This is a genomic window from Streptomyces sp. NPDC101225 (assembly GCF_044767585.1).
Lineage (GTDB): Bacteria > Actinomycetota > Actinomycetes > Streptomycetales > Streptomycetaceae > Streptomyces.
Genome location: NZ_JBIWOE010000009.1, coordinates 90,923 through 114,135, shown reverse-complemented (window position 1 = coordinate 114,135; position 23,213 = coordinate 90,923). Strand labels below are relative to the sequence as shown.

The window sequence follows — 23,213 nt, the reverse complement described above, 5'->3', positions numbered from 1 at the left end:
CGGTCCGGGGCCGTGTGCACCGGTCCGGGGCCGCGTGCACCGGTGCCGGGCCGCGTGCACCGGTGCCGGGCCGCGTGCACCGGTGCCGGGCCGCGTGCACCGGTGCCGGGCAACTGCCGCTCGGGAAGCGGCAGTTGCCCGGCAGGCGCAGGTCCGGGTGACGGAGCGGGGTACGCCGGGGTCCGTCCGCACGCGGGCGTGCGTTACGCGGCCAGCTTCGCCAGGGCCGCATCGATCCGGGCCAGGGTCTTGTCCTTGCCCAGGATTTCGAGGGACTCGAAGAGGGGCAGGCCGACCGTGCGGCCGGTGACCGCGACGCGGACCGGGGCCTGGGCCTTGCCGAGCTTGAGACCGTGGGCCTCGCCGGCCGCCAGGACGGCCTCCTTCAGGGCCTGCGCGGAGGTCCAGTCGGCCGCCGCGAGCTTCTCGCGGGCGGTGACCAGCAGCGCGTCCGAGCCCTCCTTCATCGCCTTCGTCCAGCTCGCCTCGTCCGCGACCGGCTCGGCGAGGAACAGGAAGTCGACGTTGTCGGTGATCTCGGAGAGGACCTTCAGACGGGTCTGGGCGTGCGGGGCGATCGCCTGCCACCGCGCCTCGTCGAAGTCCTCCGGCGCCCAGGGGGCGAACGGGGCCTGCAGCCACGGGCGGCAGCGCTCCGTGAAGTCCTTCACGTCCAGCAGCCGGATGTGGTCGCCGTTGATCGCCTCGCACTTCTTGAGGTCGAAGCGGGCCGGGTTGGGGTTCACGTCCGCGATGTCGAACGCCGCCACCATCTCCTCGACGGTGAAGATGTCCTGGTCCGCCGAGAGCGACCAGCCCAGCAGCGAGAGGTAGTTGAGCAGGCCCTCGGACAGGAAGCCGCGCTCGCGGTAGAGGTTGAGCGAGGACTGCGGATCACGCTTGGAGAGCTTCTTGTTGCCCTCGCCCATCACGTACGGCAGATGGCCGAAGGCCGGGGTCTCCTTGGCGATGCCCAGCTCGGTCAGCGCCTTGTAGAGGGCGATCTGCCGGGGGGTGGAGGAGAGCAGGTCCTCGCCGCGCAGGACGTGGGTGATCTCCATCAGGGCGTCGTCGACGGGGTTGACGAGCGTGTACAGCGGCGCGCCGTTGGCTCGTACGATCCCGTAGTCCGGCACGTTCTCCGGCGTGAACGTCAGCTCGCCGCGGACCAGGTCCGTGAAGGTGATCGTCTCGTCGGGCATGCGGAAGCGGACGATCGGGGCACGGCCCATGGCCTGGTACTCCGCGACCTGCTCCGCGCTCAGGGCGCGGCAGTGCCCGTCGTAGCCGGACGGCCTGCCGGCGGCGCGGGCGGCCTCGCGGCGGGTGTCCAGCTCCTCCTGGGAGCAGTAGCAGTGGTACGCGTGTCCGGCGTCCAGGAGCTTGCGCGCGACGTCCTGGTAGATGTCCATGCGCTGCGACTGCCGGTACGGCGCGTGCGGGCCGCCGACCTCGGGGCCCTCGTCCCAGTCGAAGCCCAGCCAGCGCATCGCGTCGAGCAGCTGGCCGTAGGACTCCTCGGAGTCGCGGGCGGCGTCGGTGTCCTCGATGCGGAAGACCAGCGTGCCCTGGTGGTGCCGGGCGAACGCCCAGTTGAACAGGGCGGTGCGGACCAGGCCCACGTGGGGGTTACCGGTGGGGGACGGACAGAAACGGACGCGTACGGGAGAGCCGGGTGCGCTAGCCACGCTTGACAACCTTGTTGGTGAGAGTGCCGATGCCTTCGATGGTGACGGCGACCTCGTCGCCGACGGTGAGCGGCCCGACGCCTGCCGGGGTGCCCGTGAGGATCACGTCGCCGGGGAGCAGCGTCATGGCCTCGGTGATGTTGACGATCAGGTCCTCGATCGGATGGATCATCTCGCTGGTGCGGCCGAGCTGGCGCTGTTCGCCGTTGACCGTGAGCTGGATGGTCAGATCACCGGCGGCGGTGATGTCCAGGCCGGTCTCCACCCACGGGCCGAGCGGGCAGGAGTTGTCGAAGCCCTTGGCCCGCGCCCACTGCTTCTCGCGCTTCTGCACATCACGCGCGGTGATGTCGTTGGCGCAGGTGTAGCCGAAGATCACGTCCCTGGCGCGCTCGCGCGGAACCTCGCGGCACATGCGGCCGATGACCACGGCCAGCTCGGCCTCGTGGTGCAGCTCCTCGGTGAAGGAGGGGTACCGGATCTCGTCACCCGGGCCGATCACCGAGGTCGAGGGCTTGAAGAAGGCGAACGGGGCGTCGGGCACCTCGTGGCCCAGCTCGCGCGCGTGGTCCGCGTAGTTGCGGCCGAAGGCCACGACCTTGTTGGGGAGCACCGGCGGCAGCAGCCGGACCTTGCTCAGCGGGACCTTCGTGCCGGAGAGCTCGAAGTCCGCGAACGGAATGCCCTTGATGATGTCGAGGACGAGCTCGTCGGGCTTGTCGCCCTCGACCGCGCCGAAGGCGACGTTCCCGTCGATGGAGAATCTGGCGATGCGCACGGGATCCTTGCGCCCCTCACTGAGCCTGCTGGAGTCTGACGCTCCAGGCTAGCGCGGCAGGGGGCCGCCCACGTGCGCACGACCACCGGGGGCGCCTTGAGTGATCGGCGCCCCGTGCGCGTACTACTCGGAAACGGCGGCCGCGACCGGGACCTCTTCCAGAACCGTGCGCCGGGGATTGGCGGTGTGCGTGGGAAGATCGACGGAGTGCTGCGGCTGCTGCGGGATCTGCAGTTCGCCGGCGCCCTCGAGGTGGGCGAGGGTGGTGCGCCGCGGGTTGGCTATGTTGTGGAACATCATCGTCGTCTTCACGGTTGTTCTGAGCCCTGTTCTCGGTCGCGGTTCGGCATTTTCCTACATCTTGTAAAGCGCCAGGCTAGACGCGCCATTCCCCGCGGAAGTCCGATGAACCCCTCGACGTACATGTGAGTTTGCTCACTGAGTCGAGGACAAAGCGCGCAATTCAGGCCCGCAATCCACCCTGACGAAACGGACATTGGGCTCCTGAAGCCATCATTCCGCTCCTGATCATGGCGACTGGGACACCGCCCGCACCGGCACAACTCGCGGTCATACGCCCTTTTTGCGGGAGATCCCTCTCTACGGCTGGTGACTCCGCACTCACATGGTGTCACCTAGGTCACGGCATCACACGGGAACCTTGTTGGAGATCCTGCACTGTGCTGGAATGCCACGGACCGCCGCGGGATCGAGCCGGCGCACAGGGGGCGCAACGAGCGCCGAGTGACGGCGAGAAGGGGGAACCGGCGCCGGTCACTCACGACCATCAGGGGGGCGCATTCAGGGCGCCCCTCAAACGCCGACACCGTGTCCTTCCGCTCGCGCGGAGGGGCGCCTGGTCCAGAGGTTGCGACGCTAGTGCAGGGACGTTTCAAGAGGGATGGCAGTGCTTCGGCGGAGCCGGAGCCGCACGGCGGGACTGGCCCCAATGTCGGCAGTTCCTCGCCCCAGCACGCCCAGAACCCGGGATCGGCGCCGTCCGGTGACGGCGGAGACCACTCTGGGCGCCCCGGGCCGGCGACAGCATCCGGGACGCCCGGTGCCGCCGCCCCGGTGATCAAGCCGCCGAAGGGCCCGAGCGGCCCCGGATCGCGCGTGGCACTGCGCAACTGGCGCATCTCCACGCGTCTGGTGTCGCTGCTCGCGCTCCCCGTGGTGGCCGCCACCTCGCTGGGCGCCCTGCGCATCAGCGACAACATGAACGACATCCAGCAGCTCGACAACATGAAGCTGCTGACGGACATGACCAAGCAGGCCACCGAGCTGGCGGCCGCGCTCCAGGAGGAGCGCGACCAGTCGGCCGGCCCGCTGGCGCACGGGTCCAAGGCGAGCGACTACACGGTCAAGGGCTACCGCGACAAGACGGACCGGGCCGAGCAGAACTTCAAGGACGCCGCCGAGGAAATCGATGTCTCCGGCAAGGACAACAGCCTCCAGGGCGTCCGCGAGAGCCTCGTCAGTGTCGTCAGCGACCTGGGCACGCTGGAGAAGATCCGCGCCGGCGCCTACGAGACCCGGCTCAACTCCTCGCAGACGGTCGAGTCGTACCACCGCCTCATCACCCACCTGCTGGACCTCTCGCAGGACATGGCGGAGGCCACCAGCAACCCCCAGATGATCCAGCGCACGCGCTCCCTGGCGGCCTTCTCGTCCGCCAAGGAGTACGCCTCCATCCAGCGCGCGGTCCTCGCGGCGGCCCTGCCCGCCAACAACACCACGGTCGGCAAGCTCTCCGAGAACGACCGGCTCTACGCCCAGTCGGCGCTGCAGAGCCAGGGCTCGGAGCTGCGCAGCTTCAAGAGCATCTACGGCACGGACAGCGCGGCCGCCCTCCTCAAGCCCATCGAGGAGAACAACGCGACCATCAAGGCCACCGACACCTACGCCGGCCGCGCGCTGGCCGGTCAGGACGGCCTGCAAGACCTGCAGAAGCGGTCGTACCAGGACTGGGTGGACGACAGCTCGACCAAGATCGAGCAGATGCAGAAGATCGAGCACACACTGCTCGAGGACATGGAGCAGAAGGCCCGCGAGCTGCGTGCCGCCTCCGAGCGCGAGGCGATCATCTCCGGTGCGCTGATCCTGCTCGTGCTCGGCGTCTCGCTCGTCGGCGCCTTCGTCATCGCCCGGTCCATGATCCGCTCGCTGCGCCGTCTGCAGGAGACCGCCAACAAGGTCGCCCAGGACCGGCTGCCCGAGCTGGTCAAGCAGCTGTCGGAGTCGGACCCGCAGGACGTCGACACCTCCGTCGAGTCGGTCGGTGTGCACTCCCGGGACGAGATCGGCCAGGTGGCCGCGGCCTTCGACGACGTCCACCGCGAGGCGGTCCGCCTCGCCGCCGAGCAGGCCCTGCTGCGGGGCAACGTCAACGCGATGTTCACCAACCTCTCGCGCCGCTCCCAGGGCCTCATCCAGCGTCAGCTCTCGCTCATCTCCGAACTGGAGTCCCGCGAGGCCGACCCGGACCAGCTCTCCTCGCTGTTCAAGCTCGACCACCTCGCGACGCGTATGCGCCGTAACGGTGAGAACCTCCTCGTCCTCGCCGGTGAGGAGCCCGGCCGCCGCTGGACCCGCCCGGTCCCGCTGGTCGACGTGCTCCGCGCCGCCGCGTCCGAGGTGGAGCAGTACGAGCGCATCGAACTGGCCGCCGTGCCGACCACCGAAGTGGCCGGCCGCGTGGTCAACGACCTCGTGCACCTGCTCGCCGAGCTGCTGGAGAACGCGACCTCCTTCTCCTCGCCGCAGACGAAAGTCAAGGTCACCGGTCACGCGCTGCCCGACGGCCGCGTGCTGATCGAGATCCACGACACCGGTATCGGCCTCTCCCCCGAGGACCTCGCGGCGATCAACGAGCGGCTCGCCTCGCCGCCCACCGTGGACGTCTCCGTCTCCCGCCGCATGGGTCTGTTCGTGGTCGGCCGGCTGTCCCAGCGGCACGGCATCCGCATCCAGCTGCGCCCCTCCGACTCCGGTGGTACGACCGCGCTGGTCATGCTGCCCGTGGACGTCGCCCAGGGCGGCAAGAAGCCCCAGGGCAAGTCCGGCCAGGGCGCCGGCAACTCCGGCGGCCCCGCCGCCGCGCAGGCCGCCGCCGGTATGGCCGCGGCCCGGCGCCAGGCGAACGGCGCCGGTGCTCCGGGCGGTGGCGCCCTCGGCGCCGGTACGTCGCCCGGCGGTGGCCGGCTCGGGGCCGGTCAGGGGCCGCGGGCCGCGCTGCCGGGCGCCGGTGGCCCGGGCGGTGGCCGTCCGGGTGCTCCCGGCGGAGCACGCGGGCCGCAGTCCCCCGCCGCCCCGCAGCAGGGCCGGCCGGCCCCCGCGGGCGCGGGCTCCGCGTTCGGCCAGGCGCCGGGCGCACCGCAGGGCCTGCAGGCATCGGGCCAGGACCAGGACAGCTTCGGCGGCGCTCGTGGCGCCTCGTCGCCGCAGTCCCAGGCTCCCGCGGGTGAGCAGCCGGGCACCGGCCGCCGCAGCCGCCGCCCGCAGCTGCCGGGCCGTGGCGGCCCGCGTGCCGAACTGCCGGGCAGCAACCAGCAGCCCCGTCCGAGCTGGAGCGACGAGAACGCGCAGCCGCCGGTGCCGCGTGCCTCGCTCGACACCCCGCGCGGTCACGACGAGACCTCCCGGATGCCGCGCTTCGACGACCGTCACGGCCCGGGTTCGACGTCGGAGATGCCCGCCGTCCCGCGGGGCGACGAGCGTCAGAGCTCCACCTCGGAGTTCCAACGTCCCGACTTCGGCGCCCCGGCTCCGGCCGCCCCGCAGCAGCAGGACCAGTACGGTCGGCAGGACTTCGGTGTGCCGCAGCAGCCCGCCAACGGCTCGCAGGACCAGGGCCAGTTCGTCCGCTCGGACGTCTTCGGCTCGCCGCCCGCCCAGAACAACTACGGCAACGCGAACAACCCGAACAGCCCTTCCAACACGGGCCAGTTCGCGATCCCGCAGTCCTACGACACGGGCTCCACGGGCCAGTTCGCCGCACCGGGCTACGACAACGGCTCCACCGGCCGGCACAACCTGCCGGGCCGTCACAACCCCGGCGACAGCGGGCAGTTCGAGCGTCCGCAGACGAACGGCAACCACAGCGACTTCGGCGTCCCGCGGCAGCAGGTGCCGCCGCGACCCGCCCGCCAGGAGCCCGAGGCGCTGCCGCCGGCGTCCGGCCCGGGCGACGGGCGTACGCCGCTGTACGACACGCTGGAGACCAACTGGTTCCGCGGCCAGGCGGGCGGTCAGCAGAGCAACGGCTCCGCCCCGCAGCAGCCGCAGGCACCCGTCTCTCCCGCGGCGGCGCAGCGCCCCACCGGTGCGCAGCAGCCCGCCACCTCATCCTGGCGCGCCTCGCCGAACGACGATCTCGTCCGGCAGGCGGAGCGCGTCCGGCAGCCGGCCGCGGGCGGTGTCACCACCTCCGGCCTGCCGCGCCGGGTTCCCCGGGCGAACCTCGTCCCGGGCACGGCTCAGCAGCAACAGCACCAGTCCGGTCCGCAGGTCTCGCGTTCGCCTGATGACGTTCGCGGCCGGCTGACCAATCTCCGTCGGGGTATCGCGCAGGGTCGCCAGGCCGGCACAGGCCAGACGGGCAGCTTCCCGAGCCCCACTCACCAGCAGGAGCGTTAGTTGAGCCAGATGAGCCAGGCGGCACAGAATCTCAACTGGTTGATCACCAACTTCGTGGACAACACCCCGGGTGTGTCCCACACCGTCGTCGTGTCCGCCGACGGTCTTCTTCTGGCGATGTCGGAAGGCTTCCCCCGCGACCGCGCGGATCAACTGGCGGCCGTCGCGTCCGGCCTCACCTCGCTGACGGCCGGGGCCTCCCGGATCTTCGAGGGCGGCAACGTGGCGCAGACGGTCGTCGAGATGGAGAGGGGATTCCTCTTCCTCATGTCCGTCTCGGACGGCTCGTCCCTCGCCGTACTCGCTCACCCCGAGTGCGACATCGGCCTGGTCGGCTACGAGATGGCGCTGCTGGTCGACCGCGCGGGCGCCGTGCTCACGCCTGACCTGCGCGCCGAACTGCAAGGCAGTCTGCTCCACTGAACCCCACCGGCACCACCCGTCTCACCAAATCACCGTCCGGCCGCCACAATCCCCCCATCGGCCCCAACGACGGCACGACTGACCGACATGCTGTCCCGCCCGGAGGATTCATGACCCCGCCCACCGCCTCTCATGATCCGTACGCGGAGCCGTACGAGGATGAGGGCGACCAGCCGCTGGTACGTCCTTACGCGATGACCGGTGGCCGGACGCGGCCGCGCTACCAGCTCGCCATCGAGGCGCTGATCAGCACGACTGCCGACCCGGCAGCACTCATGGGGCTGCTCCCGGAGCACCAGCGCATCTGCCATTTGTGCCGCGAGGTCAAGTCGGTGGCCGAGGTGTCGGCGCTTTTGGCCATGCCGCTGGGTGTGGCCCGCATTCTCGTCGCGGATCTGGCCGAGGCCGGGCTCGTCGCCATCCACCAGCCGGGTGGCGACGAGACAACCGGTGCACCGGACGTGACCCTGCTCGAAAGGGTGCTCAGTGGACTTCGCAAGCTCTGACGGAGGGCGGGCGACCACCTCCGCGAAAATCGTGGTGGCCGGTGGCTTCGGCGTCGGCAAGACCACGTTCGTGGGCGCCGTCTCCGAGATCAACCCGCTGCGCACGGAGGCCGTCATGACGTCCGCCAGCGCGGGCATCGACGACCTCACCCACACCGGGGACAAGACCACCACCACGGTGGCCATGGACTTCGGCCGCATCACCCTGGACCAGGACCTGATCCTGTACCTCTTCGGTACACCCGGTCAGGACCGCTTCTGGTTCATGTGGGACGACCTGGTCCGCGGTGCGATCGGCGCGGTGGTGCTCGTGGACACCCGGCGCCTGGCCGACTGCTTCCCGGCCGTCGACTACTTCGAGAACAGCGGACTGCCGTTCGTCGTCGCCCTGAACGGCTTCGACGGGCACCAGCCCTACGCGCCCGAGGAGGTCCGCGAGGCCCTGCAGATCGGGCCCGACACCCCCATCATCACCACCGACGCCCGCCATCGTGCCGACGCCAAGAGCGCGCTCATCACTTTGGTCGAGCACGCGCTGATGGCACGACTGCGGTAGATCAACTCCAAATCAGTGATGGCGTACGGCAGTTGTCGTAGACCAGCCGGAGCCGACTGTGGCCTTTGACACGGTCGGCCCCGGTGTTCATAACGTTTCGGCAGAGGAATCGGGTGGTACGGCCACGCGTCGTTGCCACCCGGTACCGCTGCGCACACACAGGCCCCGTCTTTTGACGGGGCTCGCTCTTTATGACCGTTTTATCTGGGGCTTACATCACACCGAATCCACGCCTTCCACTGTTTGGAAGAGCGCTGGTCGTCGTGCTGGAATGCCTGAACTGCCCAATAGTCAAAGACGTACTCAGTAGTACTGCGTACTCAGTGGCGTACCGGGCTCTGAGACACTGCGGCACAACGTTGGTGCCCGCCGCCGAGAGGTTGTTGGTCGAGTGAGGCGAAGCAAGAACGGTCCCGAGCCGTCGGCCCGGGGCAACTTCACCCCGCCGCCGCGCGGAGCGGCGCCCGCCCCTGTGTCCGGTCCGGAGCCGACGGCCGCCCCCGCTCCGAGCGGCGGTCGTTTCTCCCCCCGCAACTGGCGGGTGCCGACCCGGCTGAACGCGATCCTGCTCATACCCGTGGCCGTCGGCCTGGTCATGGGTGGCTTCCAGGTCAAGGGCTCGATCGACACCTGGCAGGAGGCCCAGGACGCGGAGAAGACCGCGCGCCTGGTGCGGGCCTCCCTGACGTATGCCAACGCGGTCAACAACGAGCGCGACATCACCGCGGCACCTCTCCTCAAGGGCAAGCTGGAGACCGCCAAGGACAAGCAGACGGTCGCGGCGGCCCGCAAGGCCACCGACCAGGCCGCCGACGGCTTCGACGAGGCGGCGCAGAACATGCCGCAGAAGGCCGGCCTGAAGCGCCGGCTGAAGCTGTTCCGCCAGGCCGAGCCGCAGCTGGCCAAGCTGCGCGAGACGGCCTACAAGGGCTCCGGCGTGCAGACCGAAGAGGGCTACGTGGCCATCGCCCACCCCCTGATGGAGTTCGCCAACGAGCTCGGTCTGGGCACCGGCAACATCACCAGCTACGGCCGTACCGTCTACGCGATCTCGCTGACCCAGGCCGCCCTGTCGCTGGAGCGGTCGATCGGCATGCATCTGCTGATCAGCCCCGGCCCCAAGGACAGCGACCTCGCCAAGCAGCGCGTGGCCCTCTCCTCCTACGCCTACCTCGAGGGCATCGCCATCGAGGAGTACAAGGCCGGCGGCACCGAGGCCGACGCCCAGAAGCTCGTCGACCTCGAGGCGAAGGCCACCGAGAAGGGCAAGGCGCAGGCCAAGGAGGCCGCCGCACAGGCCGCCGCGGCCAACCAGACCTACGTGCCGCCGCCGTCCAAGCCGACCGACATGGTCAACGCCCTGGCGACGCTGAAGAGCACCGACACCACCGAGCGCGCCCTGCTCGCCCAGAAGGGCATCACGGCCCAGAACTGGTGGGCGGTCAACACCCTCCGCTACGACGTCTACCGCAAGATCCAGGCGGACATGGCCGACACGGCCGTGAACGAGGCCTCGGACATCGCGGACAACGCCAAGCGCGACGCCCTCATCACGGGTGCCGCGGTCGTGGTCGCCCTGCTGCTGGCGTTCATCCTGGCCGGCGCCGTCGCCCGCCAGATGTCCCGCTCGATGCGCCAGCTGCGCAACGCCGCCTTCGGCATCGCCGAGCAGCGCCTGCCGATGCTGGTCGACCAGCTCTCCCGCACCGACCCCGGACGGGTCGACACCCGGGTCGCGCCCATCCCGATCAACACCCGCGACGAGATCGGCGAGGTCGCCCGCGCCTTCGACCAGGTGCACCGCGAGGCGGTCCGTCTCGCGGCCGAGCAGGCCCTGCTGCGGGGCAACATCAACGCGATCTTCACCAACCTCTCGCGCCGCAACCAGTCGCTGATCGAGGGCCAGCTGACCCTGATCACCGACCTGGAGAACAACGAGGCCGACCCGGACCAGCTGGAGAACCTCTTCCGTCTGGACCACCTCGCGACCCGTATGCGCCGCAACGGCGAGAACCTCCTGGTCCTCGCCGGCGAGGAGCCCGGCCGCCGCTGGGACCAGCCGGTGCCGCTCATCGACGTCGTGCGCGCCGCCTCCTCCGAGGTGGAGCAGTACGAGCGCATCGAGCTCTCCGGCGTCCCGGAGGCCGAGATCCACGGCCGCGCGGTCACCGACCTCGTGCACCTGCTCGCGGAGCTGCTGGAGAACGCCACGACGTTCTCCTCCCCGCAGACCAAGGTCCGCGTCACCGCGACCCGGCTGCCCGACGGCCGCATCATGATCGAGATCCACGACAAGGGCATCGGCCTCACCGCCGAGGACTTCGCGGACATCAACCACAAGCTGGCCAACCCGCCGACCGTGGACGCCGCGATCTCGCAGCGCATGGGCCTGTTCGTGGTCGGCCGGCTGTCCGACCGGCACGGCATCCGCGTGCAGCTGCGCCCCTCCGGCGAGCAGGCCGGCACCACCTCGCTGGTCATGCTCCCCGACGCCATCACCCACGGCGGTGGCGGCGAGCAGCAGGCGGGCCGTGACGAGTTCACGGTCTCGCAGATCATCCCGGAGCAGAACTTCCAGGGTGAGGACTTCAGCGGCCAGCCGATGCGCACGGCCGCGGAGCTCGGCTTCGACGACAGCCGCTACGCCGACATCCCGGACGACATCCGGGAACTGGACCCGGTGGGCCGCTCGCTGATGCGCGAGGAGCGCCGGGCCGCCCTGGAGGCCCAGCGGCCGCACGACCCGGACGCCCCCGACGACCCGTACGGCGAGCCGTTCGAGGCGCAGCCGTCCTACGACAACGGCACCGGTGCCTACCCGGAGCAGCAGCCCGCCGGCTACGACGCGCAGCCCGCCTACGACGAGCTCGGGCAGACCCCGTACGAGGAGCCGCAGCGCTCTTCGTACGAGGAGCCCGAATCGCGCCCGTCGTACGAGGAGCCGTACTACTCGCCGGGCGACGTCCTGCCGCAGAACGACACCTTCTCGCCCAGCGGCGGCTACCCCGATCCCGGATATGCGGAGCCTGCCCGTGAGGAGCCCGCAGCCGCCGGTGCCCCGTCCTCCGAGCCCTTCGCGGCCTTCGAAGAGCGGCGCTACCAGGACGACTGGCCGCAGCAGGACGGTTACCAGAACGGTTACGCGCCCGATTACGCTCCGGAAACGGAACGTGCTCAGGGCCCTGACGCGGGGGAGCACGACCGCGTAGGCTTCGACCGTCCGGGACCGGCCTCCGCCGCGGGCCACGCGCTCACCGACGCCGGACTGCCCCGCCGAGGATCCCTCGGCGGAACGAACGGCTCGAACGGCGCGCGGCCGGCCAACCAGGAAGCACCGGCCCCGGCAGCGACTCCGGCTCCCTCCGGCAACGGCAACGGCGACTGGCGCTCGGCCAACGACGAGCGCTGGCAGCAGGCCTCCGCACTGAGGAAGCCCAAGGCGGGTGGGGTCACCTCCTCCGGCCTGCCGCGGCGGGTTCCCAGGGCCAATCTGGTCGAGGGGACCGCGGAGTCGACCCCCCAGGGAGGCCCACAGGTCTCCCGCGCCCCGGAGGACGTCCGGGGCAGGCTGAGCAACCTGCGCCGGGGCGTCCAGCGAGGACGCAACGCGGGCGCAGGCAGGGAAACGAACGGTCAGGGCTTCGGTCCTGACAGCACCTACAACCAGGAGCGTTAGTGTGAGCCCGATGAGCCAGGCGGCACAGAACCTGAACTGGTTGATCACCAACTTCGTGGACAACACCCCGGGGGTGTCCCACACGGTGGTGGTCTCCGCCGACGGACTCCTTCTGGCGATGTCCGAAGGGTTTCCGCGCGACCGCGCCGATCAGCTCGCGGCGGTCGCCTCCGGTCTGACCTCGCTGACCGCCGGTGCCTCGCGCATCTTCGAGGGTGGCAGCGTGAACCAGACGGTTGTGGAGATGGAGCGGGGATTCCTGTTCCTCATGTCCATCTCCGACGGTTCCTCACTCGCGGTTCTTGCACATCCCGAGGCGGACATCGGCCTCATCGGGTACGAGATGGCACTTCTGGTGGACCGTGCCGGTACCGTCCTGACACCGGATCTGCGTGCGGAGCTCCAGGGCAGCCTGCTCAACTGACAGACAATCGGTGCGGTTTGACGTCCCGGGGCCGTAAAGTTTCGGGACGCGGCTCCACAGGATCGGGTGCCCCGGCACAGTCGGAGGAGGAGAAAGTGGCAACACCCCCAGACGGTTCGTCTTCGGGCAACTGGTCGTACGGCCCTGCCCAGGGCCAGGGCGACGGTTCGCAGAACCCGAACCGTTACAACTTTCCCTCCACTCCCAGCCACCGGCGTCAGCAGCCGTACGCGCCGCAGGGCCCCGGCCCTTCGCCGTACGACCAGCCGCCGGCGCCGCGCATCCAGCCCGTGCAGCCGCAGCGACGCGCTCCCGAGCCGGCGCCCGCGGGGTCGTCGAACAACCCCCTGGTGCGCCCGTACGCCATGACGGGCGGCCGCACCAGGCCCCGCTACCAGCTCGCCATCGAGGCGCTGGTGCACACCACCGCACAGCCGCACCAGATGCAGGGCCAGCTGCCCGAGCATCAGCGGATCTGCAACCTCTGCCGCGAGATCAAGTCGGTGGCGGAAATCTCCGCGCTCCTGACGATCCCTCTCGGCGTGGCCAGAATTCTCGTCGCCGACTTGGCGGAGGCGGGTCTGGTCGCGATTCATCAGCCCGGCGGCGACGAGAACGCCGGCGGCCAGCCAGACGTGACACTGCTCGAAAGGGTGCTCAGTGGACTTCGCAAGCTCTAGCGGCGGTCCTTCCCGCTCCACCACCTCGGCGAAGATCGTGGTGGCGGGTGGCTTCGGCGTGGGCAAGACCACGTTCGTCGGGGCCGTCTCGGAGATCAACCCGCTGCGTACCGAGGCCGTCATGACGTCCGCCAGCGCGGGCATCGACGACCTCACCCACACCGGGGACAAGACCACCACCACGGTGGCCATGGACTTCGGCCGCATCACCCTGGACCAGGACCTGATCCTGTACCTCTTCGGTACACCCGGTCAGGACCGCTTCTGGTTCATGTGGGACGACCTGGTCCGCGGTGCGATCGGCGCGATCGTGCTGGTGGACACCCGGCGCCTGGCCGACTGCTTCCCGGCCGTCGACTACTTCGAGAACAGCGGACTGCCGTTCGTGATCGCCCTGAACGGCTTCGACGGCAACCAGCCGTACAGCCCGGACGAGGTGCGTGAGGCTCTGCAGATCGGCCCGGACACCCCCATCATCACCACCGACGCCCGCCATCGCGCCGACGCGAAGTCCGCCCTGATCACGCTCGTGGAGCATGCGCTGATGGCACGACTGCGGTAGTGGACGTGCGGCCACCGGGCCGCCCTGACGGCCGTCTGGCCGTCTGCGGCGGCCCGGTGGCCGGTCGCGCGGTTGCCCGCGCCCCTTGCAGCATGCGGAAGGGCCCCTCTCCGGGAGAGGGGCCCTTCCGCATGCTGCTGCACGCGTGGAACCTGCTGAGCGGGCGCGGCCTAGCCGTGCCAGCTGTGCGGGGCGCGGAAGCCGCCCTCGCGCTCCAGGCGGCGCCAGCCGGCCTTGGGGCGACCGGGGTGCGGCTGCGCGTCCGACGGGGCGGCCGCGGCACGGGCGAGCAGGACGGCCGTGATGGCGGCCACCTCCTCGGGCTCGGCGTGGCCCTTCTCGACGCGAATGTCAGGAGTGCTCATAGGTCTCAGTCTCCGTGAGAGAGGTTTCCGCGAGGGTGTCGCGGAGGGTCCGCGGGGTTACTGCGGGGGGTTGCCGTGCTTGCGCGAGGGCAGATCGGCGTGCTTGGTCTGCAGCATCGCCAGGGAGCGGACGAGGATCTCGCGGGTCTCGCTCGGGTCGATGACGTCGTCGACCAGGCCTCGCTCGGCCGCGTAGTAGGGGTGCATCAGCTCGGACTTGTACTCCTTGACCATGCGGGCCCGCATGGCCTCGGGGTCCTCGGCACCGGCGATCTGCCGGCGGAAGATGACGTTGGCGGCACCTTCCGCGCCCATCACGGCGATCTCGTTCGTCGGCCAGGCGTAGGTGAGGTCGGCGCCGATGGACTGGCTGTCCATGACGATGTAGGCGCCTCCGTACGCCTTGCGCAGGATCAGCGAGATCCGGGGCACGGTCGCGTTGCAGTAGGCGTAGAGGAGCTTCGCGCCGTGGCGGATGATGCCGCCGTGCTCCTGGTCGACGCCGGGCAGGAACCCGGGGACGTCCAGGAAGGTGACGATCGGGATGTTGAAAGCGTCACACATCTGGACGAAGCGCGCAGCTTTTTCGCTGGCCTCGATGTCCAGCACACCCGCGAGGGACTGCGGCTGGTTGGCCACGATGCCGACCACCTGGCCGTCCAGGCGGGCCAGCGCGCAGATGATGTTGCGGGCCCAGCGCTCGTGGACCTCGAGGTACTCGCCGTCGTCGACGATCTCCTCGATCACCTTGGCCATGTCGTACGGCCGGTTGCCGTCCGCGGGGACCAGGTCGAGCAGCACGTCGCTGCGCCGGTCCACCGCGTCCGTGGACTCCACCCGCGGCGGGTTCTCCCGGTTGTTCTGCGGGAGGAGGGAGAGGAGGTAGCGGACCTCGGCGATGCAGGTCTCCTCGTCGTCGTAGGCGAAGTGACAGACACCGGAGGTCTCCGCGTGGACGTCGGCGCCGCCGAGGCCGTTCTGCGTGATCTCCTCGCCGGTCACCGCCTTGACCACGTCCGGGCCGGTGATGAACATCTGCGAGGTCTCGCGGACCATGAACACGAAGTCGGTCAGCGCGGGGCTGTAGGCCGCACCGCCGGCGCACGGGCCGAGCATCACGCTGATCTGCGGGATGACGCCGGACGCCTTGGTGTTGCGCTGGAAGATGCCGCCGTATCCGGCCAGGGCGGAGACGCCCTCCTGGATACGGGCGCCCGCGCCGTCGTTGAGGGAGACCAGCGGGGCACCGGCCGCGATGGCCATGTCCATGATCTTGTGGATCTTCGTGGCGTGGGCCTCGCCCAGCGCGCCGCCGAAGATGCGGAAGTCGTGGGCGTAGACGAAGACCGTGCGGCCCTCCACCGTGCCCCAGCCGGTGATCACACCGTCCGTGTGCGGCTTCTTGGCATCCAGGCCGAAGCCGGTGGCACGGTGCCGGCGCAGCTGCTCGACCTCCTGGAAGGAATCCGCGTCCAGCAGCAGCTCGATGCGCTCCCGCGCGGTCAGCTTGCCCTTGGCGTGCTGCGCCTCGGTCGCCTTCTCGCTCGGCCCGGCCAGCGCCTGGGCACGGATCTCGTGCAGCTCGGCGACTCGTCCGCGCGCGTCCGCCGGCTCACCCGTCGAATCACTCGGCGCCTCATCCAAAACGGTCATGTAGTGACCTTACGAAGCCCACCGAGGAATGCGAGCCGTCGACTCCGTACAGTCTCCGGCCCGTTTTCCTGGTACCCCTGAACAGAACCTCGACGGCGTGCAGGCATTCCGACTGCTCAGAGGGCATCCGGCTTGTAGAGGTCACACAAAGCCGTCAGCCGAGAGTCAGCTCACATCGGTGCGTCGCACATGACACGCCTGGGGTAATCCTGAGCCGCAGCCGGCGGCCGGTGGACAGCACCTCCACCGTCTCGTCGGCCCGCACGACCGCCCGGACCGGACGGTTCCAGACGATCTCCAGCGGTTCCCCCGTTCGGGGTGGCTCGCTCACGCAGAGGGTAGCGGTGCGGCCGTCCTCGCGGAGCAGCACGCTCGCCGCCGCGGAGGCGGTCAGCGGGCCCGCGGTGCCGCCCCGCCAGAAGTTGGCGGCCGTGAGGCCGAGCGAGGGGACGCGGACGGCCTGGCGGGCACCGTCGTTGGCGAGCGGCGCCAGCCAGTGGCGGTCGGCGGCGCGGGCGGCGACCGCCCGCCGGGAGGCGCCGGGCATGACGACGTAGAGGTAGGAGGCGTCCACCGGGTCCGTGCCGTGGTCGAGCCAGAGGGTCTGCCAGCGGCGGGTGGCCCGCTCCGGTGTGCTGGTGGCGTTGATGTCGGACCAGGCGCCCGTGCGGTCCTCGCGCAGGGTGCGCAGTCCGCCGCCGGGCACCAGCCAGCCGCCGTGGCCCTCCAGGTGGGCCCAGCCGTGCCCGCGGACGAACTCCTGGGTCCCGCCCTCGCCCAGATTGCGGTTGTCGACGACGGTCTCCACCGGGACGCCGTCCGCGGCGGTGATGTCCGCGCCGAGGCAGATCACCGCGTCCGTGACGCAGAACCAGGACTTACGCGCCCGGAGCGTCGAGCCAAGGCCCTGGAGGTGCTGGCCGACGGCCGCGTACGTGCCGTCCGTCGTGCCGCCCACCCAGCGCACGTCCGGCCTGGGCGCACCCCACTCGCCGCCGGCGTTGTCGGCCAGCCGCCGGGTGGAGACGGTGGTGCCGGGCAGCCGGTACCAGTCGACGGTGGGCCAGAACCAGTCCGTGTACTGGTCGGCCCGGCCGGACCGCCCGGCCGGCCACCAGGAGAGCATCCCCGCGCCGGTGTGCCAGCCGCGCGGGTTCTCGCCGTTGCCGCACTCGTAGTAGGTGATGCGGTCGCTGCACATCGCGATGCTCGCCGTGAAGTCCCGGCCGCGGTGCACGGCGCGGTCCATCGCCGGGAAGAGGCGGTGGCCGAGGGGCTCGGGGGCGGCCGGGACCGGCGCGGCGGCGGCCGTGTGCAGCCGGGCCAGGTCGGCGACGCCGAACTGAGGTGCCGTCAGGACCGGTGTCACCGTGTCCCGTTCGATCCATCCCTTGACATACGACTGCCAGCGCTCGCGTTCGGCGTCGCTCGCCCCGCCGGCCAGGAGCGCGATCGCGGCGATGAGGCCGTGGCCGTGGAAGTGATCGCTGCGCATGACGTGCAGGTCGTCGTTCTTGAGGTAACCCCGGCTGATGGCCCGGCCGTTGACGCAGTCCATCGCCAACCCGTCGTGGATCAGGGGCGCGTAGGCGTGCTCGACGCTGTCGAGGACGATCTGCCGGTTCGGGTCGGTCACCTCCCAGGCCGAGCCCGCGAGGAGGGTGAACAGGCGCCCGAGGCCGTCGAGCATGACCTGTCCGTACGTCCCGGAGTACGCGACCCGGGTGTGCTGCACGAACGAACCGTCCGCGTACAGCCCGTCCCCCTGGACGACGTAGGGGAAGACCGGGGACAGGGCGTCCCGGGCGAGCGCGATCTTGGCGTCCGTGCGTCCCAGGACGCCGCGCAGGGCGACCGAGCGGCACAGGTCGACTCGGTTGGCGCCGGTGGAGGTGCCGGAGTAGTCGGTGAGCATCGAGTCGGGGACGAAGTGGTCCACGGCGGCGCAGGCCGCGTCCACCCGCGCGCCGCCGAGGTGGTCGTGGAGGGCGGCGACGATGTCCATGAGCAGGCGGGGGCTGCCGATCTGCCACTCCCACCAGTTGCCGTAGCGGGTGGTGGAGGGGTTGTAGACCGTGGCGGAGAGGTGGTCGAGGCCGCGCAGGACGTCCGCGAGGAGGGCCGGGTCGCCGGTGGAGCCGGTGCCCGGCTGGACGTGGGCCTGGGCCATGGTCCACAGGCGGCTGTAGCTCTGGGTGATGCCGGCGGGCGGGTCGTAGGGGTGGCCGGGCCACAGCGAGGAGGGGGTGGGGGCCATGGTCGCCCGGAAGGCGCGGGCGAGTTCGCCGGTCCGGGCGAGGCGGGAGGCGTAGGGCTCCGCCGTGGCGTCGTAGCCGGTGCCGAGGGCGATGCCGAGCCAGCGGCGGCGGAGGGTGTCGTAGGGGTCCTCGGTGGCGGCGCGTGCGGCGGGAGCGGCCGCGGCGACGAGGGCGGCCGCGAGTAACACGGCTCTGCGGGTGGGCCTCAGGGAGCCTCTGCGATGGGGGTTCATGCACTGGGCATCTACCACCACGGGAGCCGTTCGCCAACACTCTGCGAACTCCCGTCGACACCCTGCGGATGATGTTGAAACTTGAAGGGAATAGGTCTACGGTCGTTCCCGTTGATTAGTTCAACGTTCAACATCAACCCGAAGGAGTACGTCATGGCGACCCCCGAGCTGACCGCGCTGACCGGCGACTACACCATCGACGCCGCCCACTCGACGATCGGCTTCACCGTCCGCCACGCCATGGTCACGAACGTCAAGGGCAAGTTCCTCGACTTCAGCGGCTCGCTGCACCTGGACGGCAGCGACCCGTCGGCGTCCTCGGCGTCCATCGACGTCAAGATGGAGAGCATCGACACCGGGTCCGCCGACCGCGACGGCCACCTGAAGAGTGCCGACTTCTTCAAGACCGACGAGTTCCCGACCATGACCTTCCGCTCGACCAAGGCGGAATCGCTCGGCGGCGACGACTACCGGATCACCGGCGACCTGGAGATCCTCGGCACCACCAAGCCGGTCACCATCGACCTCGAGTTCAACGGCGCCGCGAAGGACCCCTTCGGCAACGAGCGCGTCGGCTTCGAGGGCAAGGCGGAGATCCTGCGCTCCGAGTGGGGCCTGACCTGGAACGCCGCACTGGAGACGGGCGGTGTGCTGGTCTCCGACAAGATCAAGCTGAACTTCGACATCTCGGCGATCAAGAACGCCTGACGCGGCAGGGCCGAGCCGAGCCCGCACGGCACCCGCGTCCCACAGCGCCCGCTCCCCCTTCCCCCGGGGGGCGGGCGCCCGGCGTTCCGCGGCCTCACCCGGGACGGCCGAGCCGGGCGAGGGCCGCCTCCAGACGGGCCGCCCGGCCCCGCGCGGTGCGGGCCGTGAGCAGGCCGAAGATCACCTGGTAGCGGTCGGTGCGGCCGAGCGCTCCGAAGGCCGCCGCCGCCCGCGGGTCGCGTTCGAGGGCCGCCGCCAGGTCCGCGGGGACCCCGGCCTCCCGCTGGGAGGCGTACGCCGCCGCCCAGCGCCCGTCCGCCCGGGCGGCCGCCACCTCGGCGAGGCCCGCGGGGCGCATCCGGCCGGCGGTGGTCAGCTCGGCCACCCGGCGCACGTTGACCATCGACCAGAGGCTGCCCGGCCGGCGCGGGGTGATCTTCTGGAGGTAGTGCGTGGCGTCGAGTGCCTTGCGCTGACCGGTGATCCAGCCGTGGCACAGGGCGACGTCGTTGACCTCGGTCCAGTCGACGGAGGCCAGGCCCGAGCCCTTCTTGGCCACTTTCACCCACAGGCCGGGGTGCGGTGCGGGGTGGGCGGCGAGCCAGGCGTCCAGATCAGCGGCCGAGGCGAACGGCCGGGCCGCCGCGGTGTCGGGGAGGGTCATACGGCGACCGTAGACGGCGATGAGGCCGGATCCTGTCCTCTTTCCGCGGCCGGCTGCCGCGGGCCCGGTCAGGCGTCGCGCACCGCGAACACCACTCCCCCGGCCAGCAGCAGCCCGGCCGCGTAGGCCGCCAGTACCCCCAGCCCCGGCCAGGGGGCGATCGGAAGGCGGTCGAGGTCTCGGGTCGCCTGGACGGAGAGGGCCGCGGGCATGGGCGTCCAGCGCTGGAGGCGCTGCTGCCAGGCGGGAGAGGCCAGGATGTCGGCCAGCAGCGGGACGACGTAGAGAAGGGCCAGGCCCGAGGTGATGCCGGCCGCGGTGTCCCTGAGGAGGGTGGTCAGGCCCAGGCCCAGCAGGGCGACGAGGGTGAGGATGAGGATCGAGCCCGCCGTCGCGCGGAGCGTGGGGCCGCGCAGCGGGAGGATCAGGCTCGCCGTCCACAGCGACAGCGGGATCGCCACCGCCGCCGTCGCCGCCGTGAGCAGGGACAGGGCCGCCGCCTTCGCGGCCAGGACCCGCCGGCGCACCGGCATCGCCATGAGCGTGGTGCGCACGGTGCCCGTGCCGTACTCCGCGCCCATCGACAGGGCGCCCAGGACCAGACAGGTCGCCTGGCCCAGCCACACCCCCGACAGGCTCAGCTTCACCGTGTCCTCGTGGCAGGCCTCCGGGGTCGGGCAGACCTCGGTGGTCAGGGAGGAGGCCGCCGCCGCGCCCGTCGCCACGGTCAGGACCACGGTCGCCGCCAGCAGCCACCAGGTGCTCGGCAGGGTGCGGTGCTTGGTCCACTCCGCGTGCAGCCACCTCATGCGTCCCTCCGGCGCAGCCGCCGGGCGGCGAGCAGCAGCGCGGCCGCCGCGTAGGCCGCGAGGACGGCGAGGCCCGGCCCCGGGGACAGGGGGTAGCAGCCGCTCTCCGGAAGGCAGTTGTGCTCGACCTGCGGATAGCGGGGCAGCCCCTGCTGGACCGCGAACGCCGCCGCCGGTGTCACCCGCAGCAGCCACTGCGCGGCGGGGAGCGGGAAGGCGAAGGACAGGATCTGGGGAAGGATGACCAGCACCACGACGGTCGCGAGGGCGCCCGCGGTGCTCCGCAGCGCCACGCCCACCGCCAGGGCCAGGACCGCCACCAGGGACAGCAGGACGGCGCTGCCGGCCACCGCCCGCAGGGCCGGGTCGTCCAGGACGGAGAGGTCCGGGAACTCGGGCGGCCGGAAGCCGTTCGCGCGCAGCTGCCGCTGGGCCAGGGTGAAGCCCACGGCGGTGGCCACGAGGCCCGCCGTGAAGGTGACGGCGGCGATCACCGTCGTCTTCGCGGCCAGCACCTTCAGCCGGGCCGGTGTCGCCGTGAACGTCGTGCGGATCATGCCGCGCTTGTACTCGGCCGTCACGAAGAGCGCGCCCAGGGCGACCATGAACAGGACGCCCACGAAGACCCCCTGGAAGCTCATCTGGACCATGTCGGGGCGGTTCTCGTCGGGGGCGATGTCCCCGTGTCCGGTGAGGGTGTAGGTGCCGGCCGGGGAGACGGCGGTGGCGCCGGGCCGGCCGTTCTCGGGTGCCGGGCCGTTGGGCCTCGGGCCGCCCACGTCCGTGCTCGCCCAGCGGCGGGCGGCCGAGGTGCCGTCCAGGGTCAGGTGGTCGTACGTCGCGGTGACCTCGCCGCCGCCGTACGTCTCGCTCGTGCCGCCGAAAGCGCGGTGCACGACGTTGTGGGCCGGGGTGCCCGCGAACGCCCCCGCCTGCACGGTCCGCGGCAGGCCCGGCAGCCGTACGTCCCCGATCCTCGACCAGGTGCGGCCGTCTTCCGAGTCGTAGCCGGTGAGGTGGTCGCCCTTCCTCGTCAGGCGCAGCCAGCGGGAGCCGTCGCCCGAACCCGCTCTGTCGTGCGTGAAGTTCCACTGCATGCGGACGCCGTGGCCGGGGGTGGTCAGCACGGCCGCGTACGCGGAGCCCTCCTTCAGGCTCGACTTGACCATGACACCGGCCTTCGCCCAGGGCTCGACGGCCTTGCCGTCGGCGCTCCTCAGGGACGCGACGCGGACGGTGACGGTGCCGTCGCCGGTCAGCGGGCGGTGGGCGAAGCGGAAGCTGTCGACGACCACCGTGCCGTCCGGGCCGAGGACGATCTCGCGGTCGCCGCTGGTGGTGGAGCCGCTCGCGGAGAGCTGGCAGATCACGACGATGACGACGGACGCCACCGCCAGCACGATCGGCCAGACCCGCACCGTGCGGAACTTGGTCCACTCCGCGTGCAGCAGCCGCCGAAAGCCCGCCTTCGCCGGGTGGAGCCGGGAGCGGTAGGGGGTGAGGGACGTCGTCATGAGGTCACCTCGTCGGTGCCGGTGGGCGCCGTGAACTCGGCCGCGTCCCGGGTGAGTTCCATGTACGCCTCCTCCAGGGTCGCCCGGTGGGCGCCGACCTCGGCGAAGGGGACGTCGGCCCCGTTCAGCAGCTCCACGATCCGGCGGGCCGGCAGGCCGCCGACGGTGAGGGTGTCGCGGCCGGTGACGGCGACGGTGGCGCCCGAGCGGGCGAGCAGCTCCATCGCCTCGGCACGGGCGTCGGTCCGCAGCCGGACCCGGTCGCCGGAGGCGGCGGCCAGGAGGTCGGAGACGGCCGTGTCGGCGATGAGGCGGCCCCGGCCGATCACCACCAGGTGGTCCGCGGTGTCCTCCAGCTCGCTCATCAGATGGCTGGAGACGAGGACGGCGCGGCCCTCGGCGGCGAGCGTGCGCAGCAGGCCCCGCACCCACTGGATGCCCTCGGGGTCGAGACCGTTGACGGGCTCGTCGAGGAGCAGGACCGGGGGGTCGCCGAGGAGGGCGGCCGCGATGCCGAGGCGCTGGCGCATGCCGAGGGAGTAGCCGCCCGCCCTGCGGCGGGCCGCCGTCTCCATGCCGACCTGCGCCAGCACCTCGTCGACCCGGGCGGCGGGCAGTCCGTGGGAGTGCGCCAGCCAGCGCAGGTGGTCACGGCCGCGGCGGGCGGGGTGCAGCGCGGCGGCGTCGAGCAGGGCGCCGACCTCCAGGAGCGGGGTGCGCAGGGCGTGATAGGGCCGGCCCCCGATGAGGGCGGCGCCCTCGTCGGGGGCGTCCAGGCCGAGCAGGGCCCGCATGGTGGTGGACTTGCCGGCGCCGTTGGGCCCCACGAAGCCGGTGACCGTGCCGGGCTCGACCCGGAAGGAGAGGCCGTCGACGGCGAGGGTCCGGCCGAACCGCTTGCGCAGGCCGAGGACTTCGATCGTTGCGTCGCTCATGAGGAGGGAGGCTAGGGGCGGCCGTGCGAGGTGTCGTCCCGCCGGGGAGGTCCCTCCCGCGGGGGACGCCGGGCGGGAGGGGGGTGGGCACAATGACGGAGTGGGTGAGGAGAGATCGGTCCCGGCCGCCGCGTGGAGGCGGC

General features: G+C 71.2%; 19 protein-coding genes. 9 read left to right on the top strand and 10 right to left on the bottom strand.

Features of this window, described 5'->3' with window-relative positions; genetic code table 11:
• Positions 1 to 203 precede the first annotated feature (203 nt).
• The 3 genes from gltX to ACIRPX_RS15670 form a co-directional block, all read right to left on the bottom strand.
• The gene (gene gltX / locus ACIRPX_RS15680; RefSeq protein WP_404193885.1) at positions 204 to 1,688 is read right to left on the bottom strand and encodes a glutamate--tRNA ligase; all 1,485 of its coding nucleotides are present in this window, start codon (positions 1,686 to 1,688) and stop codon (positions 204 to 206) included.
• Positions 1,681 to 2,466, bottom strand: coding sequence for a fumarylacetoacetate hydrolase family protein (locus ACIRPX_RS15675; RefSeq protein ID WP_404193882.1), 786 nt, complete (start codon positions 2,464 to 2,466; stop codon positions 1,681 to 1,683). Before ACIRPX_RS15675 ends, gltX begins: the two co-directional genes overlap by 8 nt.
• Before the next feature lie 123 nt (positions 2,467 to 2,589).
• Complete coding sequence (locus ACIRPX_RS15670; protein WP_404193880.1) at positions 2,590 to 2,778, bottom strand: hypothetical protein; 189 nt, start codon at positions 2,776 to 2,778, stop codon at positions 2,590 to 2,592.
• Between the two features lie 567 nt (positions 2,779 to 3,345).
• On the opposite strand from ACIRPX_RS15670, the gene ACIRPX_RS15665 reads away from it, so the two are divergent.
• The 8 genes from ACIRPX_RS15665 (at position 3,346) to ACIRPX_RS15630 (ending at position 13,931) form a co-directional block, all read left to right on the top strand.
• Positions 3,346 to 7,104: a nitrate- and nitrite sensing domain-containing protein gene (locus tag ACIRPX_RS15665; protein ID WP_404193877.1), complete on the top strand. Its 3,759-nt coding sequence runs from the start codon at positions 3,346 to 3,348 to the stop codon at positions 7,102 to 7,104.
• A gap of 9 nt (positions 7,105 to 7,113) precedes the next feature.
• A complete protein-coding gene (locus ACIRPX_RS15660) occupies positions 7,114 to 7,527 on the top strand; it encodes a roadblock/LC7 domain-containing protein (RefSeq protein WP_003973453.1) in 414 nt (137 codons plus the stop codon).
• 110 nt (positions 7,528 to 7,637) lie between these two features.
• Positions 7,638 to 8,033: a DUF742 domain-containing protein gene (locus tag ACIRPX_RS15655; RefSeq protein ID WP_016432454.1), complete on the top strand. Its 396-nt coding sequence runs from the start codon at positions 7,638 to 7,640 to the stop codon at positions 8,031 to 8,033.
• On the top strand, positions 8,014 to 8,589 hold the full coding sequence (locus ACIRPX_RS15650) for an ATP/GTP-binding protein (RefSeq protein WP_058922977.1): 576 nt from the start codon (positions 8,014 to 8,016) through the stop codon (positions 8,587 to 8,589). Before ACIRPX_RS15655 ends, ACIRPX_RS15650 begins: the two co-directional genes overlap by 20 nt.
• A gap of 391 nt (positions 8,590 to 8,980) precedes the next feature.
• On the top strand, positions 8,981 to 12,265 hold the full coding sequence (locus tag ACIRPX_RS15645) for a nitrate- and nitrite sensing domain-containing protein (protein ID WP_404193875.1): 3,285 nt from the start codon (positions 8,981 to 8,983) through the stop codon (positions 12,263 to 12,265).
• A 10-nt stretch (positions 12,266 to 12,275) separates the two neighbouring features.
• Positions 12,276 to 12,689, top strand: a complete 414-nt coding sequence (locus ACIRPX_RS15640) for a roadblock/LC7 domain-containing protein (RefSeq protein ID WP_030948713.1) — start codon at positions 12,276 to 12,278, stop codon at positions 12,687 to 12,689.
• A gap of 95 nt (positions 12,690 to 12,784) precedes the next feature.
• Positions 12,785 to 13,369, top strand: a complete 585-nt coding sequence (locus tag ACIRPX_RS15635) for a DUF742 domain-containing protein (RefSeq protein ID WP_404193872.1) — start codon at positions 12,785 to 12,787, stop codon at positions 13,367 to 13,369.
• Complete coding sequence (locus ACIRPX_RS15630; RefSeq protein ID WP_029183992.1) at positions 13,350 to 13,931, top strand: ATP/GTP-binding protein; 582 nt, start codon at positions 13,350 to 13,352, stop codon at positions 13,929 to 13,931. The genes ACIRPX_RS15635 and ACIRPX_RS15630 overlap by 20 nt, the downstream gene beginning before the upstream one ends.
• A gap of 170 nt (positions 13,932 to 14,101) precedes the next feature.
• Here ACIRPX_RS15630 and ACIRPX_RS15625 read toward each other — a convergent pair whose 3' ends face one another.
• From ACIRPX_RS15625 to ACIRPX_RS15615, 3 genes are all read right to left on the bottom strand, one after another.
• Complete coding sequence (locus tag ACIRPX_RS15625; protein WP_404193869.1) at positions 14,102 to 14,296, bottom strand: acyl-CoA carboxylase subunit epsilon; 195 nt, start codon at positions 14,294 to 14,296, stop codon at positions 14,102 to 14,104.
• A 57-nt stretch (positions 14,297 to 14,353) separates the two neighbouring features.
• Positions 14,354 to 15,949, bottom strand: a complete 1,596-nt coding sequence (locus ACIRPX_RS15620) for an acyl-CoA carboxylase subunit beta (protein WP_404193866.1) — start codon at positions 15,947 to 15,949, stop codon at positions 14,354 to 14,356.
• 154 nt (positions 15,950 to 16,103) lie between these two features.
• Complete coding sequence (locus tag ACIRPX_RS15615; RefSeq protein ID WP_404193863.1) at positions 16,104 to 18,440, bottom strand: polysaccharide lyase 8 family protein; 2,337 nt, start codon at positions 18,438 to 18,440, stop codon at positions 16,104 to 16,106.
• A 153-nt stretch (positions 18,441 to 18,593) separates the two neighbouring features.
• Between ACIRPX_RS15615 and ACIRPX_RS15610 the strand changes: the two genes are divergently transcribed.
• Complete coding sequence (locus ACIRPX_RS15610; protein ID WP_404194255.1) at positions 18,594 to 19,148, top strand: YceI family protein; 555 nt, start codon at positions 18,594 to 18,596, stop codon at positions 19,146 to 19,148.
• 94 nt (positions 19,149 to 19,242) lie between these two features.
• On the opposite strand, the gene ACIRPX_RS15605 is transcribed toward ACIRPX_RS15610, so the two are convergent.
• The 4 genes from ACIRPX_RS15605 to ACIRPX_RS15590 all read right to left on the bottom strand — a co-directional run bounded on the left by ACIRPX_RS15605 (position 19,243) and on the right by ACIRPX_RS15590 (position 23,070).
• Complete coding sequence (locus tag ACIRPX_RS15605; protein ID WP_404193861.1) at positions 19,243 to 19,812, bottom strand: YdeI family protein; 570 nt, start codon at positions 19,810 to 19,812, stop codon at positions 19,243 to 19,245.
• A gap of 68 nt (positions 19,813 to 19,880) precedes the next feature.
• Positions 19,881 to 20,621 (bottom strand): ABC transporter permease, encoded by a 741-nt coding sequence (locus ACIRPX_RS15600; RefSeq protein ID WP_404193859.1) that lies wholly within the window; start codon positions 20,619 to 20,621, stop codon positions 19,881 to 19,883.
• On the bottom strand, positions 20,618 to 22,135 hold the full coding sequence (locus ACIRPX_RS15595; RefSeq protein ID WP_404193856.1) for a hypothetical protein: 1,518 nt from the start codon (positions 22,133 to 22,135) through the stop codon (positions 20,618 to 20,620). Before ACIRPX_RS15595 ends, ACIRPX_RS15600 begins: the two co-directional genes overlap by 4 nt.
• A complete protein-coding gene (locus ACIRPX_RS15590) occupies positions 22,132 to 23,070 on the bottom strand; it encodes an ABC transporter ATP-binding protein (protein ID WP_404193853.1) in 939 nt (312 codons plus the stop codon). The genes ACIRPX_RS15595 and ACIRPX_RS15590 overlap by 4 nt, the downstream gene beginning before the upstream one ends.
• Positions 23,071 to 23,213 lie beyond the last annotated feature (143 nt).

What these genes read in the sequence shown, in the direction of transcription:
- ACIRPX_RS15595 (WP_404193856.1), bottom strand. Translation starts at nt 22,135, where the DNA reads ATGACGACGTCCCTCACCCCCTACCGCTCCCGGCTCCACCCGGCGAAG.
- ACIRPX_RS15640 (WP_030948713.1), top strand. Translation starts at nt 12,276, where the DNA reads ATGAGCCAGGCGGCACAGAACCTGAACTGGTTGATCACCAACTTCGTG.
- ACIRPX_RS15590 (WP_404193853.1), bottom strand. Translation starts at nt 23,070, where the DNA reads ATGAGCGACGCAACGATCGAAGTCCTCGGCCTGCGCAAGCGGTTCGGC.
- ACIRPX_RS15605 (WP_404193861.1), bottom strand. Translation starts at nt 19,812, where the DNA reads ATGACCCTCCCCGACACCGCGGCGGCCCGGCCGTTCGCCTCGGCCGCT.
- ACIRPX_RS15625 (WP_404193869.1), bottom strand. Translation starts at nt 14,296, where the DNA reads ATGAGCACTCCTGACATTCGCGTCGAGAAGGGCCACGCCGAGCCCGAG.
- ACIRPX_RS15615 (WP_404193863.1), bottom strand. Translation starts at nt 18,440, where the DNA reads ATGAACCCCCATCGCAGAGGCTCCCTGAGGCCCACCCGCAGAGCCGTG.
- ACIRPX_RS15620 (WP_404193866.1), bottom strand. Translation starts at nt 15,949, where the DNA reads ATGACCGTTTTGGATGAGGCGCCGAGTGATTCGACGGGTGAGCCGGCG.
- ACIRPX_RS15610 (WP_404194255.1), top strand. Translation starts at nt 18,594, where the DNA reads ATGGCGACCCCCGAGCTGACCGCGCTGACCGGCGACTACACCATCGAC.
- ACIRPX_RS15655 (WP_016432454.1), top strand. Translation starts at nt 7,638, where the DNA reads ATGACCCCGCCCACCGCCTCTCATGATCCGTACGCGGAGCCGTACGAG.
- ACIRPX_RS15600 (WP_404193859.1), bottom strand. Translation starts at nt 20,621, where the DNA reads ATGAGGTGGCTGCACGCGGAGTGGACCAAGCACCGCACCCTGCCGAGC.
- ACIRPX_RS15660 (WP_003973453.1), top strand. Translation starts at nt 7,114, where the DNA reads ATGAGCCAGGCGGCACAGAATCTCAACTGGTTGATCACCAACTTCGTG.